The sequence below is a fragment of the Bradyrhizobium sp. I1.14.4 genome (genome assembly GCF_050435825.1).
Classification (GTDB): Bacteria; Pseudomonadota; Alphaproteobacteria; order Rhizobiales; family Xanthobacteraceae; genus Bradyrhizobium.
Map to the genome: position 1 here is coordinate 35,229 of NZ_JBNDLA010000026.1, position 13,122 is coordinate 48,350.

General features: G+C 64.6%; 10 protein-coding genes and 1 pseudogene. 6 read left to right on the top strand and 5 right to left on the bottom strand.

What is annotated here, in order from left to right; all coding sequences use genetic code 11:
• Positions 1 to 110: 110 nt before the first annotated feature.
• The 3 genes from ABIB78_RS32235 to ABIB78_RS32245 all read left to right on the top strand — a co-directional run bounded on the left by ABIB78_RS32235 (position 111) and on the right by ABIB78_RS32245 (position 4,551).
• A complete protein-coding gene (locus tag ABIB78_RS32235) occupies positions 111 to 1,454 on the top strand; it encodes a TAXI family TRAP transporter solute-binding subunit (protein ID WP_429032074.1) in 1,344 nt (447 codons plus the stop codon).
• Between the two features lie 366 nt (positions 1,455 to 1,820).
• Positions 1,821 to 3,383 (top strand): alkaline phosphatase D family protein, encoded by a 1,563-nt coding sequence (locus ABIB78_RS32240; RefSeq protein ID WP_429032077.1) that lies wholly within the window; start codon positions 1,821 to 1,823, stop codon positions 3,381 to 3,383.
• A 100-nt stretch (positions 3,384 to 3,483) separates the two neighbouring features.
• A complete protein-coding gene (locus ABIB78_RS32245; protein WP_429032079.1) occupies positions 3,484 to 4,551 on the top strand; it encodes an N-acetylmuramoyl-L-alanine amidase family protein in 1,068 nt (355 codons plus the stop codon).
• A gap of 64 nt (positions 4,552 to 4,615) precedes the next feature.
• Here the strand turns inward: ABIB78_RS32245 and ABIB78_RS32250 are convergent, their stop codons facing one another.
• On the bottom strand, positions 4,616 to 5,776 hold the full coding sequence (locus ABIB78_RS32250) for a hypothetical protein (protein ID WP_429032081.1): 1,161 nt from the start codon (positions 5,774 to 5,776) through the stop codon (positions 4,616 to 4,618).
• A 93-nt stretch (positions 5,777 to 5,869) separates the two neighbouring features.
• Positions 5,870 to 6,244: a response regulator gene (locus tag ABIB78_RS32255; RefSeq protein WP_429032084.1), complete on the bottom strand. Its 375-nt coding sequence runs from the start codon at positions 6,242 to 6,244 to the stop codon at positions 5,870 to 5,872.
• Positions 6,245 to 6,442: 198 nt separating this feature from the next.
• On the opposite strand from ABIB78_RS32255, the gene ABIB78_RS32260 reads away from it, so the two are divergent.
• Positions 6,443 to 7,207 (top strand): Crp/Fnr family transcriptional regulator, encoded by a 765-nt coding sequence (locus ABIB78_RS32260; RefSeq protein WP_429032086.1) that lies wholly within the window; start codon positions 6,443 to 6,445, stop codon positions 7,205 to 7,207.
• A 241-nt stretch (positions 7,208 to 7,448) separates the two neighbouring features.
• On the opposite strand, the pseudogene ABIB78_RS32265 reads toward ABIB78_RS32260, so the two are convergent.
• Positions 7,449 to 7,645, bottom strand: a pseudogene (locus ABIB78_RS32265) (radical SAM protein); the annotation flags it as partial.
• A 426-nt stretch (positions 7,646 to 8,071) separates the two neighbouring features.
• On the opposite strand from ABIB78_RS32265, the gene typA reads away from it, so the two are divergent.
• Together typA and ABIB78_RS32275 are read left to right on the top strand one after the other, a co-directional pair.
• Positions 8,072 to 9,898, top strand: a complete 1,827-nt coding sequence (typA, locus tag ABIB78_RS32270) for a translational GTPase TypA (protein ID WP_429032088.1) — start codon at positions 8,072 to 8,074, stop codon at positions 9,896 to 9,898.
• Positions 9,899 to 10,138: 240 nt separating this feature from the next.
• Complete coding sequence (locus ABIB78_RS32275) at positions 10,139 to 11,386, top strand: flavin monoamine oxidase family protein (protein ID WP_429032090.1); 1,248 nt, start codon at positions 10,139 to 10,141, stop codon at positions 11,384 to 11,386.
• 24 nt (positions 11,387 to 11,410) lie between these two features.
• Here the strand turns inward: ABIB78_RS32275 and ABIB78_RS32280 are convergent, their stop codons facing one another.
• Together ABIB78_RS32280 and ABIB78_RS32285 are read right to left on the bottom strand one after the other, a co-directional pair.
• A complete protein-coding gene (locus ABIB78_RS32280; RefSeq protein ID WP_429032093.1) occupies positions 11,411 to 11,818 on the bottom strand; it encodes a thiol-disulfide oxidoreductase DCC family protein in 408 nt (135 codons plus the stop codon).
• Positions 11,815 to 13,122 carry an SDR family oxidoreductase gene (locus ABIB78_RS32285; RefSeq protein ID WP_429032095.1) on the bottom strand — a complete coding sequence of 436 codons (1,308 nt, stop codon included), beginning with the start codon at positions 13,120 to 13,122 and terminating at the stop codon, positions 11,815 to 11,817. Before ABIB78_RS32285 ends, ABIB78_RS32280 begins: the two co-directional genes overlap by 4 nt.

Consider the following 13,122-nt stretch of genomic DNA (forward strand, 5'->3'; position numbering starts at 1 on the left):
TGCGAGATTGAGCCCAGACGATTGTTTGCGAGATCGATGACCCAAGATCGATGACAGACGGCTCCGCCAGCATATCGCCCAAGCCGTTGCGTTCGGCAAAGCAGCGGCTGATGTTCGTTTTGATCGCGGGCGCGCTCGCCATCGTCGGCGCGATGGCCGCCGGCTACTATTTCGCGGTGCGTCCGGTGACGCTGCGGATCGCGGTCGGCCCCGCGAACAGTGACGACCTCAAAGTCGTTCAGGCGCTGGCGCAGGCCTTCAACAACCAGCAGCATAGCCAGGTCAAGCTGAGACCAGTGCAGACTGACGGCGCCACCGCCAGCGCGCAGACGCTGGCCGACGGCAAGGCCGATCTTGCCATCATCCGCGGTGACCTCGAGGTGCCGAAGAATGCGCAAGCGGTCGCGACGCTGCGCAAGAACGTCGTGGTGATGTGGGTCCCGCCTGCGAAGGGCAAGGTCCGGAAGTCGGCGCGGATCACCAAGATCGGGCAACTCGCCGGCCGCAAGATCGGCGTCGTCGGCCGCACGCCGGCCAATGTCAATTTGCTGAAGCTGATCCTGCAGCAATACGGCGTCGACCCGATGAAGGTCGAGATCGTTCAATTCCCGGCCAATGAGGCGGCGGAGGCTATCAAGAACCTCAAGGCCGACGCCTATCTCGCCGTCGGTCCGGCCAACAGCAAGATCACGATCGATGCGATCACGGCGTCGGTTCGCGACGGCGGCGAGCCCACCTTCCTGGCGATCGACGCCTCGGAGGCGATCGCGCAAAACCATCCGGCCTATGAGGCGGCGGAAATCCCCGCCGGCTCGCTCGGCTCGGCCGACCGGCCCGACGATGAGGTGAAGACGATCAGCTTCTCGCACCACATCGTTGCGCGAAAGGGCCTGTCGGACTCGACGGTCGCGGCATTCACGCGACAATTGTTTGCGATCCGGCAGTCGCTCAAGAACGACTTCCCGCTCGCCGCCAAGATCGAGACGCCCGACACCGACAAGGACGCCACCATTCCGGTGCATCCGGGCGCGGCCGCCTTCGTCGACGGCGAGGAAAAGACCTTCCTCGACCGCTACAGCGACTACATCTGGTGGAGCCTGATGGCGTTCTCGGCGATGGGCTCGGCCGGTGCGTGGTTCGCCGGCTATCTCAAGCGGGACGAGCGCAACACCAACACTTCGCAGCGCGATCGCCTGCTGGAGATGCTGAAGGCCGCGCGGCAGAGCGATTCGACCGAAGAGCTCGACCAGATGCAGGCCGAGGCCGACGACATCCTGCGCCACACGCTGGACTGCTTCGAGCATGGCGCAATCGAGGAAGGCACGCTGACCGCGTTCAACATCGCGCTGGAGCAGTTCCACAACGCCGTTGCCGACCGCAAGGCGCTGCTGCTCAGTATGCCGCAGAATTTGCAGCGGACTGCGAGCCAGTTCAGGGCCGCGGGGACGGCGTAGAAGCGTCGCCGCTCTCTATCCGCCAAAATCTAGTGAGGGAGTCACCGGCGGCAGGGTTCCCTCCCCCCCTTGCGGGGGAGGGTTAGGGAGAGGGGTGCCACACGATGTGCTCTCTGAATGCAGTTCGACAACAATGACCGAGCTGCGAAGGCGCCGCTCTCCACAAGCATGTCGCCCGGGGCTTACCCCTCTCCCCTACCCTCCCCCGCAAGGGGGGGAGGGAGCCTGACGTGCGTGCTCACCTTACGAAGCGCGCTGTCTCTAACGTCTCGCACATACCCCGCCCTGTAATCTCTCCGTCATGGAATTTTTCTAGGTCTGTGCTCGCCCGCGGCGCATCGTCGCTGCGACCTGAGGAGGCTGCCCATGACGATCCGGTTCTCGCGAAATCTGACCCGCCGACGCTTTCTCTCGACGGCGGCTGCGGCCGGCGCCGGCGTGATCGCGATGCCTTATCTGTCGCGCGCCGCCGACCGCCCCGTGATCACCCATGGCGTGCAGTCCGGCGATGTCGGCGTCGACGGCGGCGTGGTGTGGGCGCGTGCGGACCGGCCGTCGCAGATGATGGTCGAGGTCGCGACGTCAGAATCGTTCAAGGACGCCCGCACGCTGCCGCCGATCACTGCGCTGCCGGAGAGCGACTTCACCGCAAAAATGCTGCTGGAGAACCTGCCCTCCGGCCAGGACATCTTCTATCGCGTCCGCTTCCGCGACCTCGCCCATATCGACATTGTCGGCGAGCCCGTGGTCGGCCGCTTCCGCACCGCGCCGAGCGACCGCCGCGACGTCTCCTTCGTGTGGGGCGGCGACGTCGCCGGCCAGGGCTGGGGCATCAACCCCGACGATGGCGGCATGATCACCTTCTCCGCGATGAAGAAGCACGCCCCCGACTTCTTCCTGCACTCGGGCGATACCATCTATGCCGACGGCGTCATCACCGCCGAGCAGAAGCAGCCCGACGGCAAGATCTGGAAGAACATCACGATCCCGGAGAAGGCCAAGGTCGCCGAGACGCTCGATGAATACCGCGCCGCGCACAAGTACAATTTCCTCGACGCGAACCTGCGCGCGTTCAATGCCGAGGTGCCGATCTTCGTGCAGTGGGACGACCACGAGGTGACCAACAACTGGTCGCTGTCGAAACAGCTGCCGGCGGCCTACAAGGAGCGCGACATCACCGTGCTCGCCGCGCGCGCGGCAAAAGCGTTCCACGAGATGTATCCGATGCGCGAGAGCATCGTCGAGCCGGGCCGGGTCTATCGCACGCTGAGCTACGGTCCGCATCTCGACGTCTTCATGCTCGACGAGCGCAGCTATCGCGGCCCCAACGGCCCGAACCTGCAGGAGCAATACGGCCCCGACGCGTATTTCATCGGGCCGGACCAGATGGCTTGGCTGAAGCGCGCGCTACTCAACTCGCGCGCCACCTGGAAGGTGATCGCCTCCGACATGCCGCTGTCCCTGATCGTCTATGACGATGCAGCCAACAAGAAGGGCTCGGAAGCCTTCGCGCAGGGCGACGGCCCGGCGCGCGGCCGCGAGCTCGAGATCGTCGACATCCTGCGCTTCATCAAGACCGCTGGTATCGCCAACACGGTGTGGCTGACCGCGGACGTGCACTATGCGGCCGCGCACTACTACAACCCGAACAAGGCCCAGTTCCAGGAGTTCGACCCGTTCTGGGAATTCGTCTCCGGCCCGCTGCATGCCGGCACGTTCGGTCCGAACGAGCTCGACAACACGTTTGGACCCGAGGTGAAGTTCGTCAAGGCGCCGGGCGAAGCGAACCAGAACCTGCCGCCGTCGGCCGGAATGCAGTTCTTCGGCCACGTCAAGATCGACGGCAAGAGCGGCCAGATGATTGTGAGCCTGCGCGACCGCGTCGACGCCGAGCTGTGGGCGATCACGCTCGATCCGAAGCCGGTATAGTTCGGCCGCCCCCACGGGGGAACCGCGCTCCCCTTCACAGACGCCCATGATAGACGGCCTTGGCCCAACGCCCAGGCCAAGGCGACGCGATCGACGGGGGATGGACGTCCCCGGCCCCTTCCGGTATCGATATCAGAGCCGTTATGCTGGGGGCCCGGAGGGGCGGAGCATGAGGCGCTGCGAGTTGATTCGCGTGCTCGGTGGCATCGTCGCGGGGTTTCGGCCTCGCCGCCTGATTGTCGTCGGGATAGCGCTGTTCGCGCTACTGCCGATCGAAGTCAGCAATGCCGGCTGGCTGCCTGATCTCTTCAAGAGCTCATCCAGGCACGCCAAATCGCCAAGGCACGCGAAGTCGGCAAGGCCGACCAGATTGGCAAGGCACCACGCGCCATCAAAGCCCCGCGCCACACGGCTTGCCGCACTTGGGCCGGTCGCCCTGCCGCCTTCCGTTCCCAAGCCGACCGCGACGAAATGCGATCCCGCGACATTGCGGATCGTTCTCGATGTGGGACATACCGCTGAATCGGAAGGCGCGATCAGCGCCCGCAATGTCGCCGAGTTCGCCTTCAACCTGCGTCTTGCGCGGTTGATCGAGGAGAAATTGAAGGCCGAAGGCTTTACCGAAACCAGGCTGCTGCTGACTGAAGGCAAGGCGAGACCCAGCCTCTTCAAGCGGGTCGCCGCCGCCAACAATCTGCACGCGGATCTCCTGCTGTCGGTCCACCATGACTCCGTGCCCAACAAGATGCTCGAGGACTGGGAGTTCGAGGGCAGGAAAAGCCACTTCAGCGACCGCTTCAGCGGCTACTCCGTCTTCGTCTCCCGGAACAATCCGGACTTCCAGACGAGCCTCCGGTTCGCCGAGCTGGTCGCCGGGGAAATGAAGGCGCAGGGGCTGCATTATGCCGAGCAGTACAGCCGGCCCGTCATGGGTCGCTACCAACACCCGCTGCTGAACAAGGACACCGGCGTCTACAGCTATGATGAGCTCATCGTGCTGAGAAAGACCGCGATGCCCGCGATCCTGCTGGAGGCGGGCTCGATCATCAACCGGGACGAAGAACGCGAGATGGACTCGCCCGAGCGCCAGAACCTCATCAGCAGCGGCGTCGCTTCTGCCGTAAAGGAGTTCTGCGAGCCGCGATGGGCCCTCCTCGGTCCGCTCTGATCGTTCCTACGGCACCCCACAAGGGCACTTCGGCGAAACGCAGTCCGATTGGACGGCGCAGATTTCAACCCGGTTTGCCCGCCTTGATCTCCTTGAACTTGGCGAGCGCCTGCTCGAACTTGGCATTGAACAGCCACATCGCATCGAGGATCTCGCGGAAGGTTGCAGACGTCCTTGCCCTGTCGGCTCGACCGAACGCGAAGACGCTGTTGTTGCGCAGATATCGCATGATCCTGGGGTCGGAGATTCTGTAGCCGACGAGGTTGCCCGATCTGAGTGCCGCCCTGGTCGGCGTGGGAATGATCTGGATCAGCTCAAAGACCTTCATTTGATCGATCGGATCCGGCAGCGCTTTCAAGATCGCGGGGACGTCCGGGAAAATATCCGCGTGTGCGTTCATGAGGGCATCTCGCACCGCGGTCCAATGATTGAACCGATGATCAAGATTGCCGACCCGTGCCTCTTCCCTGTCGTCGCGACGGCTCAGTGCGGGATCGACGGCAGCGATTGATCCCTTGATGGCTGCCCACTTCTTTCGACCGTTGCGATCTTCGGACGGGCCGGTCTGCAGGCTTCCTTTGTAGGTGTTCGACCGCGCATTTCCCGCATTTTGCTTGCCGCCCGTCTCGGCAAAGAAGAGGCCTAGGCTGATACGGCCCGCGACAGCAGCGTCCGCGGCGTCGAGACCCCTGGCTCGCGCGATCGCAATCGCCAGATCAACCACGTCCTTGAATGGCGTATCCGAGCTTTGCGCGCTGGCGGGCGGCGCCTCCATGATGTCGAAGAGCTTCCTGTACTCATCGAGCAGCGGCTCATTGTCGGCGTCGAAATAGGCCGGAGGGATTCCGAATCGGCTAGGTCGCCCAATCCTGGACGGAAGCGCATCGGTGAGATCCTTGTATGCGCTCATCATGTCGACACGGGCAAGGTAGAGGGCCTGGCCCGGCAGGTTCGGCAGCGGCTGATTGGAATCGATCTGCGCGCGTCGCTGGCGCAGGATCGATTCGAAATTCTCCAGGGCATTGTCGTAGGTCTTGAGCGCGGCGGATTGCTCGCTCGTGAGTGCGGCCGGCGCAGCGATGGCTGGCCGCACGAAACCACCGATGAGGGCCGAGGCCCGCGGCAGGACCACACCGAGCATCGGATGCTTTGCTGCCGGCGGTGCGAGAAGCAGTCCGAGAGATAGCGCTGCTGCGGGCGCAGCGGCAGATGCTTTGATCGCCATGACGGCTTCCCGATGCCTGTGCGTCGCCGAATCCGGTACCTTGGATGGTAGACGACGAACGCGCCGGCTGCGAGGCCGAAGCCCGGCAATCCGTCAAAGTCCGTTTCGCAGCGCGGCTTCGAGCGCCTCGCTCGAACAAGGCTTGGTCAGCCGGGGCTTGCCGGCGAGCGATTCCGGCAGCCTGATATCAGCGCCATAACCCGTGACGAAGGCGAAGGGCACCTTCAGCGCATCGAGCCGCTCGGCGATCGCGAAGGTCTTCTCGCCCCTGACGAGGCCGACGTCGAGCAGCGCGAAATCCGGCGCGCGTTCGGCGATCAGTTCGAGCGCGCGCGCGACATTCGCCGCGGTGCGCACCGTCCGGGCGCCGAAGCCAAGGATGGTGTCCTCGAAATAGAGCGAGATGATCGGATCGTCCTCGACCACGAGGACGTCACCGGGCATGCCGGCATCGGGTGCGGATTCCATGGCTCGGTGTCCATTGCTTAGACGACGGATGAGAGACCGGATCAGTCCGGCCGGATGGCCCGCGACCAGCGCCTGAAAGCACGCCGGCTGTTCCCGAGGTGAAACCCATCACATCACGAGCGGCCGCGTCTGTTCACTAGTGAACATAAAGGCGGGAACTTTCTCAAGATGATCCGCGTTGGGTTTTCAGGATTTCCAATGATTGCGAAACAGACCAATTTGGTCGGGACGAACGACCGGCCGTTCAATAATCTCTTGCGCCGGCTAAACGCCGCCGATTACGAACTGATCGCGCCGCATCTTGCGACGGTCGAGGCCGCGGCCGGCGACCTGCTCTACAATCCCGGCGACGACGTCCAGATCGTGCATTTCCCATGCGGACCGAGCCTTGCATCCTACTTGGTGGCGAACGAGGAGGGGCGCGATGTCGAGACCATCCTGGTCGGACGCGAGGGCGCAGTCGGCGGCATCGTCAGCCAGGGATTCCTGCCGGCCTATACCCGCATCACCGTCAAGTTCGGCGGCCCGTTCGTGCGGCTGCCGATCAGCAAGCTCGACGCCGCCAAGCTGAAATCGATCTCGGTGCGCAACATCTTCGCGCGCTATGCCGACTGCATGCTGGCCCAGATCTTCCAGTCCACCGCCTGCAATGCGATCCACTCGATCGAGCAGCGCGCCGCGAAATGGATCATCTCGGCGATGGAGCGCACCAATGGCAACGGCGTGGTGCCGCTCACCCACGAGCAGCTCTCGACCTTGCTCGGCGTCGGCCGCAGCTATACCAGCCGCGTGATCCAGAACTTCAAGGCGGAAGGCGTGCTGGACACCCGCCGCGGCGCGATCGTGATCCGCGACCCGGACAAGCTGCGGCTGCGCTCCTGCCTGTGCAACGACGCGGTCAAGTATCACTTCGAGGAAGTGCTACGCGGGGTGTATCCAAGCGAGGATAACCCGGCGAACTGACGGGACGCTTTGTAGCGACTGACTTCATATCACAAGCTCGGACCGCGCTCTGTGACTCGTCATGCCCGAGCCTGTCCCGGGCATGACGATACGGAGAACGTCGGGGCCTAGCGCCGACCAAGCTCCCCCACGAGCGAGAAAGCGCCCGACTATCGCGGACCGCGAAATCCGCGCGACACTCGCCCCATGAGCAGGGCTGAACTTCACGCCGTTTTCGACATTGCAGCATGGCTGGTCTCGCTCATCGCGGCACGGTCTCGCTCGGCCTCACCTCGCGATAGGTCTCCCGGCCAGCGCGGCGCGGATTCCGTCGATCTTGCCGTCACGATAGAGCAGATTGTAGGTGTCGAACGGGATGATCGCGCCGCTCTCGGTGACGAAGTGGATGCAGCTTCGCTTGACGTTGCCGACGCAGAAATTGAAGCGATCGAGAAACTCCTGCTGCTGCCCGGCGTCCTGTGCGCGATCCTGCTGAGCACGATGGGTGGATCGGGCAACGACCCGGTTACGCCGATCGTGATGCTCGTGGCACTTTGCGGGGTTGGGCTGATCATATGGACGTTGACCCGGAAATAGCGCCGGATTGGCCCTCGAACCCGTCAAAACCCGGGCTCCCGGCCGGAAATTTGGCCGCCCAAACCGCCAATAAACCGTTGTTTTTTGGCGATTTCTGACTATATTGCGCCGCAACGCGCAAGGTGCCCGGTCCTCTGACCGGGTTTCCTTTTTGGGGTGATGCGTCCCCGTCAAATTTCTTGGGTATGAGCGTGATCCGGGCCCCGATTGGGCCACGTGAGCGAGCGGCCGGCCAAACTGGTCCGGCGAGATCGCGCATCTGACCATTGCACGACCAGAAGAAGAGCCATGAACCTTCGCAACGTCGCCATTATCGCCCACGTCGACCACGGCAAGACCACCCTCGTCGACCGCCTGCTACAGCAATCCGGCACCTATCGCGAGAACCAGAAGGTGACCGAGCGCGCCATGGACTCCAACGATCTGGAGCGTGAGCGCGGCATCACCATCCTGGCCAAGGCGGCCTCGGTGCAGTGGAAGGATACCCGCATCAACATCGTCGACACCCCCGGCCACGCCGATTTCGGCGGCGAGGTCGAGCGCATCCTCAACATGGTGGACGGCGCCCTGGTGCTGGTCGATGCCGCCGAAGGCCCGCTGCCGCAGACCAAGTTCGTGGTGTCGAAGGCGCTCAAGGTCGGGCTGAAGCCGATCGTCGTCATCAACAAGGTCGACCGCCCCGACGCGCGCCCGACCGAAGTCATCAACGAGGTGTTCGACCTGTTCGCGGCGCTCGATGCCAGCGAGGAGCAGCTCGACTTCCCGATTTTGTACGGGTCGGCCAAGCAGGGCTGGATGGGCGACAGCCCGGAGGCGTCGCATGACGCCGGCATGCAGCCGCTGTTCGACCTGATCGTGCGCCACGTCGCGCCGCCGAAGGTCGAAGAGGGACCGTTCCGCATGATCGGCACCATCCTCGAAGCCAACCCCTATCTCGGCCGCATCATCACCGGCCGCATCACATCGGGCTCCATCAAACCGAACCAGGCCGTGAAGGTGCTCGGCGCCGACGGCAAGACCATCGAACAGGGGCGCATCACCAAAATCCTGGCCTTCCGTGGCATCGAGCGCACGCCGCTGGATGAGGCCGACGCCGGCGACATCGTCGCGATCGCGGGCCTCACCAAGGGCACCGTCGCCGACACCTTCTGCGATCCCACCGTCGAGACCCCGCTGCCGGCGCAGCCGATCGATCCGCCGACGGTGTCGATGTCGTTCATCGTCAACAACTCGCCGCTCGCCGGCACCGAAGGCGACAAGGTGACCTCGCGCATGATCCGCGACCGCCTGCTGCGCGAGGCTGAGGGCAATGTCGCGCTGCGCGTCGTCGAGGCCTCCGACAAGGATTCGATGGAAGTCTCGGGCCGCGGCGAATTGCAGCTCGCGATCCTGATCGAGACCATGCGCCGCGAGGGCTTTGAGCTCTCGGTGTCGCGCCCGCGCGTCGTGCTGCAGAAGGACGAGGCGACCGGCGCCTGGCAGGAGCCGATCGAGGAGGTCGTGATCGACGTCGACGAGGAACATTCCGGCGTCGTCGTGCAGAAGATGAGCGAGCGCAAGGCCGAGATGATCGAGATGCGCCCGTCCGGCGGCAACCGCCTGCGGCTGGTGTTCTACGCGCCGACCCGCGGCCTGATCGGCTACCAGGGCGAACTGCTCACCGACACCCGCGGCACCGCGATCATGAACCGCATCTTCCACGGCTATGCCGCCTACAAGGGCGAGATCCAGGGCCGCCGCAACGGCGTCCTGATCTCCAACGACCAGGGCGAAGCGGTGGCCTACGCGATGTTCAAGCTGGAAGATCGCGGCCCGATGATGATCGAGCCGGGCTGGAAGGTCTACAAGGGCATGATCGTCGGCGAGCACACCCGCGACAACGACCTCGAGATCAACGTGCTGAAGGGCAAGCAGCTCACCAACATCCGCACCACCTCGAAGGACGAAGCGGTGCGCCTGACGCCGCCGATCCGGATGACCTTGGAAAAGGCGCTCGCCTATATCGAGGACGACGAGCTCGTCGAGGTGACGCCGAAGTCGATCCGGCTGCGCAAGAAGCATCTCGACCCGAACGAGCGCAAGCGCGCCGAAAAGGCCAAGGAAGCCGTAGCGTAAGCGGGTGGCGTAAGCCAGCCTGTCATGCCCCGGCTTGCCGCCTACGCTAAAGCTTCAGCGCGCCAAGGATGCATGGCCTCGTCGAAGCCTTGGCGGAGACGGGACCGGGGCATCCGGTACGCCGCGGCCTATCCACTCGATTAAAGCTGTCTGGAATGCTGGATCACCCGCATGCGCGGGTGATGACAGTTATGCGCGTGATGACTTCAGGCGTCTCTCCGGACGTGCTAGAGCCGGGACATGAGTTCCCTTCCCTCCACGGTTGACGTTGCCGTCATCGGCGCCGGCGCCGCAGGCCTCGGCGCCGCGCATGCGCTGAAGGTCTCCGGCCTTTCCACCATCGTTCTGGAAGCCCGCGACCGCCTCGGCGGCCGCGCCCATACGATTCAGGCCGCGCCTGACGTGGTGTTCGACGTCGGCTGCGGCTGGCTGCATTCAGCCGACCAGAACAGCTTCGTCGGCATCGCCCAGCAACTCAACTTCGAGCTCAACAAGGACCTGCCGCCGTGGCGCGAGCGCGCCTACGGCAAGGCGTTCCCGCAGGCCGACCGCGACGCATTCACGCTTGCGCTCGACCAATTCTACGACCGCATCGAAGAGGCCGCGCAGCAGGACAAGGACTGCCCGGCCAACCTGTACCTCGAACCCGGCAATCGCTGGAACCCGATGATCGATGCGATCTCGACTTATGTAAACGGCTGCGAACTCGACCAGGTCTCGATCCTCGATGTCGATGCCTATGAGGACACTGACATCAATTGGCGGGTGCGGCGCGGCTATGGCGCGCTGGTCGCAGCCTATGGCGCGCAGGTGCCGGTCGCGCTGGACTGCGAAGTCAGGCTGATCGATCACGCCGGCAAGCGGATCCGCATCGAGACCTCGCGCGGCACGCTGGACGCGGACAAGGTGATCGTCACCGTGCCGACCAACCTGATCGCCGATGAGGCGATCCGCTTTTCGCCGGCGCTGCCGGACAAGCTCGATGCCGCGCGCGGCCTGCCGCTCGGCCTCGCCGACAAGGTGACACTGGCGCTCGCCGAGCCCGAGGCGCTGCCAAAAGAAAGCAATCTGCGCGGCGCCACCATGCGCACCGAGATGGGCACCTATCACATCCGTCCGTTCGGCCAGCCCTGCATCGAGGGCTTCTTCGGCGGCCGTTTTGCGCGACAGCTGGAAGATGCCGGCGCCGGCGCCATCGCCGCGCACAGCATCGACGAGATCGTCTCCTTCCTCGGCAACGATTTCCGCCGCAAGCTGCGGCCGCTCAGCGAATCCCGCTGGGCCCACGACCCATTCGCCCGCGGCTCCTACTCGCACGCATTGCCCGGCCACGCCGACAAGCGCGCCGTGCTGGCCGCGCCGGTCGATGGACGGCTGTTCTTCGCAGGCGAAGCTACGTCACCGCATTTCTTCTCGACCGCGCACGGCGCACGAGACTCGGGCGAGCGGGCGGCGAAGGAAGTGGTGGCGGAGTTGGCGCGCAAATGACCCCATCGTCATTGCGAGCGGAAACTATTCGAGCACTCTCGCCCGCATGTCGGCGTCGGGCACAAAACACGTCTCGTACTTGCCGAAGATGCGATAGCGGTTGCGGGCGATGAGGCTGTAGACCGCGTCGCGCAGCGGTTTGGGGACCCTGAACAGCGCGCGGGTCCATCCCCAGCCGGGCAGATGGGTCAGCACCGTCAGCGCTGCGTCCGACTTCATGTGGATAGTGCCGGCATGGACGACGGCGTTGGTATCCGGGTCGTCGGGATCGATGCCAAAGGTCTTTGCCAGCCGCGTGCCGTAGTCGGACTGGATCGGCGTGAAGCTGAAGCGTTTGTCGACGTCGCGGGCGATAACGAAGCGGACCCAGCGCGAGCAGAAGATGCAGACGCCGTCATAGAGGATCACGTGGTCGTCGGGCCAGCTCGTCATCGATTATCCTGTATCAACAGCGCCACCAGCATCAGCACGATCGCGGGTCCGGTCTTCACCAGCGCGCCGAGCGGCTCGATCCAGAGATCCGGCGTCAGGATCGCCGATCCCGCCATGTAGCCGAGCGAAGCGACGATGCCTGCAACAAGACCGAACGCCGCGGTGCGGCGGAAGGCGATCAGCACGCCGATGCTCATGTCCATCAGGCTGGTCAACACCGTCACCGGCCCGACCAAAGCGGGCGGGAAATGGTGCGCGCTCAGGATGCCGGCGGCGGCGTCATAGGAGACGACCAGCGCGATGAAGCCGGACGCGACCCAGAACAGCACGAGGCTTGCGAAGATCAGCGCCTTGATCAGGAACAGCCGCGCGAACCATTTGTCTTGAATCGACGCGGGGCGGCCGTCGACCACTTGCGCGATCGTCTTCGGCACGATGCCGGTCGCTTCCATCCAGGCCAAGGGATCGCCGGTGACGCCGCGGCGCAGCTCGGCGATTGCGTTGGAGCGCAGCGGCGGCGTCCATCCGAGCCGGCTTGCGAGATCGCCGAGATAGGCGCCGAGATCGATCAGGAACGACGGCGTCGAAATGCGGAAAAGTTTTGCCGTGCCGAACGACCAGCGGAACTGGGCGATGACGCCGCCAAGCGAGATTGGCTGGGGCTGCATCAAATCCCATGTCACCGATCGCACCGCTTGATCGGCCACATCGCGCGTCGCGAGCCAGGCGATGGTCGCCGCGACGTCCTCGACGGCAACCGGCTGGAACGGTGTCGCCGCCTCATCGGCGGGCAGATCGACCGGCAGCGCCGCCAGCGCGCGCAGCATGGCGCTGCCGCCATAGGCCGAAGGCGCGATCGCGTGCGCGGTCCCTGACGCCGCGATCAGCCGTTCGGCCTCGCGCTTGGTGGTGCTGAAGGCCGTGCGGTCCTCATCGGCCGTGCCGGGGATCGAGATGTGCACGAAACGGACGGCACGGTGGCTGTCGCGGATCGCCGCCAGCAGCCGCGCGACGAAGTCGTGATGTACCGCGCGCGTGTCGCTGCCCGGACCGTCCTGCAGCACGCCGAGGCAATTCACGACGACGTCGGCCTCGTGCGCGCGAATCAGCTCCGCCAGCGCCGCCGCATCCATCGACATCACGGGAAGCTCGAGGTCGGCCGCGCTCACCTTTTGCGCAGGCGTAAAATGCCGCGCGATCCCGATCACGTGAAAACCGCGCGCCCTCAGATCGTCGGTGACGTAGCGCCCTATCAGGCCGGACGCGCCGAGCACGAGGATGTTGTGTGATGCGTCATCACTCAT

Bases quoted from the DNA above. Each gene is read 5' to 3' on its own strand.
- ABIB78_RS32250 (WP_429032081.1), bottom strand. From the start codon at position 5,776: ATGGCGATCAAAGCATCTGCCGCTGCGCCCGCAGCAGCGCTATCTCTC.
- ABIB78_RS32255 (WP_429032084.1), bottom strand. From the start codon at position 6,244: ATGGAATCCGCACCCGATGCCGGCATGCCCGGTGACGTCCTCGTGGTC.
- ABIB78_RS32285 (WP_429032095.1), bottom strand. From the start codon at position 13,122: ATGAGTGATGACGCATCACACAACATCCTCGTGCTCGGCGCGTCCGGC.
- ABIB78_RS32280 (WP_429032093.1), bottom strand. From the start codon at position 11,818: ATGACGAGCTGGCCCGACGACCACGTGATCCTCTATGACGGCGTCTGC.
- ABIB78_RS32240 (WP_429032077.1), top strand. From the start codon at position 1,821: ATGACGATCCGGTTCTCGCGAAATCTGACCCGCCGACGCTTTCTCTCG.
- ABIB78_RS32260 (WP_429032086.1), top strand. From the start codon at position 6,443: ATGATTGCGAAACAGACCAATTTGGTCGGGACGAACGACCGGCCGTTC.
- ABIB78_RS32245 (WP_429032079.1), top strand. From the start codon at position 3,484: ATGGACGTCCCCGGCCCCTTCCGGTATCGATATCAGAGCCGTTATGCT.
- ABIB78_RS32235 (WP_429032074.1), top strand. From the start codon at position 111: ATGTTCGTTTTGATCGCGGGCGCGCTCGCCATCGTCGGCGCGATGGCC.
- ABIB78_RS32275 (WP_429032090.1), top strand. From the start codon at position 10,139: ATGAGTTCCCTTCCCTCCACGGTTGACGTTGCCGTCATCGGCGCCGGC.
- typA (WP_429032088.1), top strand. From the start codon at position 8,072: ATGAACCTTCGCAACGTCGCCATTATCGCCCACGTCGACCACGGCAAG.